The organism is Natranaerobius trueperi, assembly GCF_002216005.1.
In the GTDB taxonomy this organism is placed as follows: domain Bacteria; phylum Bacillota; class Natranaerobiia; order Natranaerobiales; family Natranaerobiaceae; genus Natranaerobius_A; species Natranaerobius_A trueperi.
Window position 1 is genome coordinate 1 of sequence record NZ_NIQC01000054.1, and the last position, 5,585, is coordinate 5,585.

Below are 5,585 nucleotides of genomic sequence, written 5' to 3' on the forward strand. Positions count from 1 at the left end.
GAGATTTTGCATTAGGCTTCCTTCAGACTCCACCTCACGATGGACGCCCTTGCCATTTGCTAACAGTTCCTGCCACCAAGCCTGTAGCGGACTTTCACCGCCTAGCTACCGCCCATGCAGGGCAAACACAGTAAAAGGACAACACCTGTTACAACAGGTTGTTGTCCTTTTTTAAATAGAGTTTAATAAATTTTTGACTCGTTTATATACCGGAATTGTTAATAAGCTACTTACAATTCCTCTTGTTAAATTGAATGGTGTAGTGGTGGTTAATATTGTTGGAATCAACGCTTCTTGTGGTACACCCCATAATGGAAGTGCAATAAAATAATTTGTAAAACCACTAATTACTACCATAGCTAAAGTTCCAACGATCATTCCTTTTATAGCTCCAACAAACCGTCTATCTTTTTGATATATATATGACGCCACTCCAACAAAAGCTGCTGTTGCAAAAAAGTTTGCTAATGCACCAATCGGACCTGCAAGTCCCTTAGAAAACAAATATATTAAAGCTTTTAAAAAACTCATAATTATACCTTGAAGTGGCCCAAACCAAAAACCACCAATTAACATAGCAACATCGCTAGGATCATACATTAAAAATTCTGTAAAAAACGGAATCTGTATTGTAACCATTAATAAAGAACCAATTGCAACAAGAAGTCCCATATAAACTAATTGTTTGACACCAATTTCTCCTCGTTTGAACACTATTATCTCTCCTTTTAAAACAATTTCTTAATCACAAAAATATATTATCAGAAACTAACTAAAGATGAAAGTCTAGAATAAAATTTTGATATAAAAAACAGTTTAATAATAAACATACATAATAACTGTTTATAACTGAAAAACTATTTATAGGTTTGTTATCCTGCTATTACAAAAGGATGGTGTTATTTAATATGAGTGGAATAGTAGCAATTAAAAATAATTTTAATAAAGCAGATGTTGAAAAAATGTTAGACAAATTACATCATAGAGGACCTGATGATACACACCTTTACCAAAAAGGTGATTATTTTATTGGTGAAAAAGTACTAGCATCTGAATTTTCAAGTCAAGATTCTAATACTGAGATGAATAAAATAATGGCTATAGATGGTGAGCCATTATTGCATGATACATTCATTACTAAAGACAAACTATTAGATTTGTATGAAAAAGAAGGTCCTGAATTTGTCAGTTATCTAGGAAATGGATTTAGTCTTATACTTTTAGAGAATGATAGAATTTTTGTTGCAAGAGACACTTTTGGGCGAAAACCTTTGTATTATGCCATTGATGATAATGGCAACTTTCACTTTGCCTCAGAAATGAAGGCTTTGCGAGATTACTTTAATAATATAGAAATCTTTCCTCCTGGATCTTACTATACTGAACAAGCAGGAATACAATCTTTTAGTTCAGTTCCACTGTTTCATTCTAATATTAAAGACGATCCTGGATCAAAAGATTATTATGAAAAAGCTGCTAAGTTGAACTATCTTATGACAAAAGCTGTATCTGAAGCTTGGAAAGAAGCTAAAGATCCTGCAGTTTTTCTTAGTGGAGGAGTAGATAGTTCAGTAGTTGCAGTTGCATTGGCAAATCTTACCGATAAAAAAATAAATACTTTCGCTGTGGGAACAGAAAATAGTGAAGATATTTTAAATGCTAGAAAGGTAAGTGAATATATCCAAAGTCACCATGTAGAATTAACTTATAATAAAGATGATATGTTTGAAGTACTTCCTGAAGTAATTTATTATCTAGAATCTTTTGATGTTGAACTTGTTAATAGCTCTATTGCTAATTTTTTAGTTTCAAAGCTTGCAAAAGAGCATGGATTCGATGTTGTCTTATCTGGTGAAGGTGCTGATGAATTATTTGGTGGATATCATCATCTTAAAGATTGTAAAACTGATACTGAATTGAATGAAGCGTTAGAAGGTTTATTAAGAGGCCTACATAACGGTGGGTTACAACGAGTTGATCGAATGACATCTGCACATTCGCTAAACTGTAGAATGCCCTTTCTACATCATAAAATAATTAACTTCGCCAAAAGAATACCTTGTGATTGGAAGATTTCAAGAGATGGTATGGAAAAACTATTATTACGTCAAGCATTTGATGGAGATCTTCCAAGTGAAGTACTTTGGCGTAAAAAAGCCCAATTTGGAATTGGGTCAGGTAATGAAAAAACAATGGAACAAGTTATAGATTCTGAAATTTCTGATGATGAATTTAATGAAGATGCACAAAGATATGACTTAAAGTTCAAATCAAAAGAAGAATATTATTATTTTAAGATATTTGAAAAGTTTTTCCCAGGAAAAGGTGTTATAAAAAATGTTAACAGATGGTTAGTATAAAGTTATAGCCTTTTGTAAACGTTCTTTTATAACTCTTTTAAAACATACTAATAAAATAATCGAGGAAAGTATTTGAGTTATTGCTATTGCTAACCATATCCCAGTAACCTCAAGGTTAAGTGGATATGCAAGGGCCCATGCTAAAGGAATCCTAACAAAAAATCCAGATAATGTTGCTATTACAAAAGGAGTTTTAGAATCACCAGCACCATGCATCCCTCTTGAACATACAATTCCCATGGCATGTAAAGGCTTTACTAAAGCTAGGATACGCAGCAATTGGCTTCCTAAATAGATCACTTGATTATCATCAACAAAAAAGGAGATAAACTTAGGTGCTAAAATAAATGTTAGCATTGCAGTAAAAAATACTATTACACCTGCTAAAGTAAAACAAATCCGACCACCTTGCAGGGCTCTAGAAAGGTTCTGATCACCTATGCTAATACCAATTATAGATGCAGCAACTGTAGCTACAGATGCTGCAGGAAAAGTAGCAAAACCAAATACTACCATACTAATTGAATATGCTGATACTACTTGAGCTTCATGACCAAGTCTAGCTAGCATAGCAATAATGAGAGCATTGGTAATCATTAAAATAAAACCATGTAAAGCTGCCGGAGTCCCAATTGAAATTAATCTTTTCATTATTTTTAAGTTAACTTTTAAAAATTCTAATATTGGAGGTACAAAGAGTAACACTCTATTTTTTAAATGAGATATTGCTAGCAATAAAATTATAGTATTTGCTAAAACACTACCCATAGCAGCTCCTTTTACACCAAAGGCTGGCAAAAAACCCGGACCAAAAATAAAGATATAGTTGCCTATAATATTCACTATATTAGCTATAATATCTAGTTTTAAAGGTGTCCTTGTATCACCTAAACCTTGAAATATTGACCATAATGGAAACTTAGCTATTACTACTAAACTAGCAATAAACAACACTTCTAAATATTGATATCCCAAAGCTAAAACTTCACTATCAGCACCTAACAGCCCTAAAATCCGATCACCTAGTGAGATCCCCATAATAGTGATAAAACCAGCTATTAGTAAGGTCGCAATTAATATTTGACCGAGAGTATACAGGGTAGCTGTTTGATCTTTTTGGCCATAGTACCGTGCTACTAATGCTGTTGCTCCTGTTGCAAGGCCCATAACTGGTACTGCTAAGAACATAATAACTTGTTGTGACATTTCAACTGCTGCAACAGCATCTGATCCAAGAGACCCAACCATTTTAGTATCAACAGTTCTTACCATATTATTAATTAATAATTGGATGCCAACAGGCCAGGTTAGGATCCAAACTACTTTTATGATATTTCCTTTTAAAATTAAATTTCTTCTTTTATTCTCATCAAGGTTACCATACATTGTAAGTTCTCCCTTAGTAAATAGATTTATAGCTATATTTATTTAAAAAATCTGAAAGTTATTCAAACTAAAAAACTAGGAGGTATATTTATGAATAAGTTTACAGTAACTGATTATATGGTAGAGCCTTCAGGAAAAGTAGCTAAACGTGTTATTTACAAAGACACAAATGTACTATCTTTTGTTTTAAATATCTCAGGTAAAGAACAATTACCTGAACACACTCATGGAGAAAGTACTGTGCTACTAAAAATACTTAATGGTAATGGTGAAATTCATGTAGATGGTACACGTGAAAACTTAACTAAAGGTGAGCTTATAAAATTAGATGGCCCTGAAAAAATGTCAGTTGTAAATACTGGAATAGATACATTACAAATATATGTAACAATTTCACCAGCCCCAAAAGAAGAAAAGTTTACAAAAGATGTTGATCTTTAAAGAAAGGATGATTTGATGAAGGTCACAAGTGAAATTGGGCCATTACAAAAGGTCATGCTATATAAACCAGGTAAAGAACTAGAATATTTATTTCCTATGTACTTAGAAGAAATGCTGTTTGATGAAATACCCTGGTTAAAGAGAGCACAGGAAGAACATGATGGTTTCTCAGATACACTTAAAAAAGCTGGGGTTGAAATTTATTATGTAGATGAATTAATGTCTGAAATTTTAGATAGAAATAATCTAAAAAAGCAATTTATCACAGAACACTTAAACCTTTCAGATATAGCAAATCCAGACACTAGAGAAGCAGTTTTTGATTATCTTATGAACAAAACTACAACTGAAACTGTTAAGACCTTAATAAAGGGACTCAGAAAAGATTATGTAGAACAGTTAAAAAAAGAGAGTTCCTTTTCTGACCTTACCAAGGAGAGCTTTCCATTTTATCTATCACCACTTCCTAGTATGTATTTTACTAGAGATCATGGTATTAAAGCTCAAGATGATATTATCCTAAGTTCTATGTTTAATATGTCTAGAAAAAGAGAAACCCTATTTTTAAAGTACTTAGTAGAATACCATCCACTTTTTGCTTCATCTAAACCATTAGCAGAAGATTTGAGCTGGCCTCATGGACTTGAAGGTGGCGATGTTTTAGTATTAAAAGAAGATACTTTAATTGTTGGTTATAGTGAAAGAACTACTGAACAGGCTATTGAGTGGCTTGCACACAATTTACTTGTACAAGAGGAAATCTTTAAAGAAATATTAGTTGTAGAAATACCTAAAAAAAGGGCTTATATGCATTTAGATACTGTCTTTACTATGCTAGATTATGATAAGTTTTTACTTTATCCTGGGATTAAAGATGCCATCCATTGTTATAGGCTAAGAAAAAATTCACATGGAAGTGTTGACTCAAACAAAGAAGAAAGTTTATCTAGTATGTTAGAAAAATCTTTAGATAGACCAGTTAAAATTATTTATTCAGGTGAACAAACTCCAATTACAGCTGCAAGAGAGCAGTGGGGAGATAGTACCAATACATTAGCTATAAAACCCGGGAAAGTGATTTGTTATAATAGAAATGAAAGAACAAATGAGATCTTAAATAAAGAAGGCATTGAAGTTCTTGAAATCGAGGGTTCAGAGTTAGTTAGAGGCAGAGGTGGTCCTAGATGTATGAGTTTTCCTATTATGCGAGAACCCATCTAAATTAAGGGGCTGTCCCAAAAGTGAAACTTTTGGGATTAAGCCCCTTTTCATTTAAATAAATATTAAAAAGAAGCCGCTCTTTTGATAAAATGGTAAGTGACCAAACAAACCAATAGAAAGGAGCGGCTTCTTTATGAACAATAATAAAATTGTCTTTAAAGATTATAACATGAATCA

5 protein-coding genes are annotated in these 5,585 nt (G+C 32.5%); 3 read left to right on the forward strand and 2 right to left on the reverse strand.

What is annotated here, in order from left to right; all coding sequences use genetic code 11:
* Positions 1 to 171: 171 nt before the first annotated feature.
* Complete coding sequence (locus tag CDO51_RS12835; protein ID WP_089024623.1) at positions 172 to 714, reverse strand: ECF transporter S component; 543 nt, start codon at positions 712 to 714, stop codon at positions 172 to 174.
* A 194-nt stretch (positions 715 to 908) separates the two neighbouring features.
* Between CDO51_RS12835 and CDO51_RS12840 the strand changes: the two genes are divergently transcribed.
* On the forward strand, positions 909 to 2,360 hold the full coding sequence (locus CDO51_RS12840; protein ID WP_089024624.1) for an asparagine synthase-related protein: 1,452 nt from the start codon (positions 909 to 911) through the stop codon (positions 2,358 to 2,360).
* Here the strand turns inward: CDO51_RS12840 and CDO51_RS12845 are convergent.
* The gene (locus tag CDO51_RS12845; RefSeq protein ID WP_089024625.1) at positions 2,352 to 3,746 is read right to left on the reverse strand and encodes an MATE family efflux transporter; all 1,395 of its coding nucleotides are present in this window, start codon (positions 3,744 to 3,746) and stop codon (positions 2,352 to 2,354) included. The two genes, CDO51_RS12840 and CDO51_RS12845, sit on opposite strands and share 9 nt — an antisense overlap.
* A gap of 90 nt (positions 3,747 to 3,836) precedes the next feature.
* Between CDO51_RS12845 and CDO51_RS12850 the strand changes: the two genes are divergently transcribed.
* Both CDO51_RS12850 and CDO51_RS12855 read left to right on the forward strand, forming a co-directional pair.
* On the forward strand, positions 3,837 to 4,187 hold the full coding sequence (locus tag CDO51_RS12850) for a cupin domain-containing protein (protein ID WP_089024626.1): 351 nt from the start codon (positions 3,837 to 3,839) through the stop codon (positions 4,185 to 4,187).
* Positions 4,188 to 4,202: 15 nt separating this feature from the next.
* Positions 4,203 to 5,408, forward strand: a complete 1,206-nt coding sequence (locus tag CDO51_RS12855) for an arginine deiminase (protein ID WP_089024627.1) — start codon at positions 4,203 to 4,205, stop codon at positions 5,406 to 5,408.
* Positions 5,409 to 5,585 lie beyond the last annotated feature (177 nt).

What these genes read in the sequence shown, in the direction of transcription:
- CDO51_RS12840 (WP_089024624.1), top strand. Translation starts at nt 909, where the DNA reads ATGAGTGGAATAGTAGCAATTAAAAATAATTTTAATAAAGCAGATGTT.
- CDO51_RS12845 (WP_089024625.1), bottom strand. Translation starts at nt 3,746, where the DNA reads ATGTATGGTAACCTTGATGAGAATAAAAGAAGAAATTTAATTTTAAAA.
- CDO51_RS12850 (WP_089024626.1), top strand. Translation starts at nt 3,837, where the DNA reads ATGAATAAGTTTACAGTAACTGATTATATGGTAGAGCCTTCAGGAAAA.
- CDO51_RS12855 (WP_089024627.1), top strand. Translation starts at nt 4,203, where the DNA reads ATGAAGGTCACAAGTGAAATTGGGCCATTACAAAAGGTCATGCTATAT.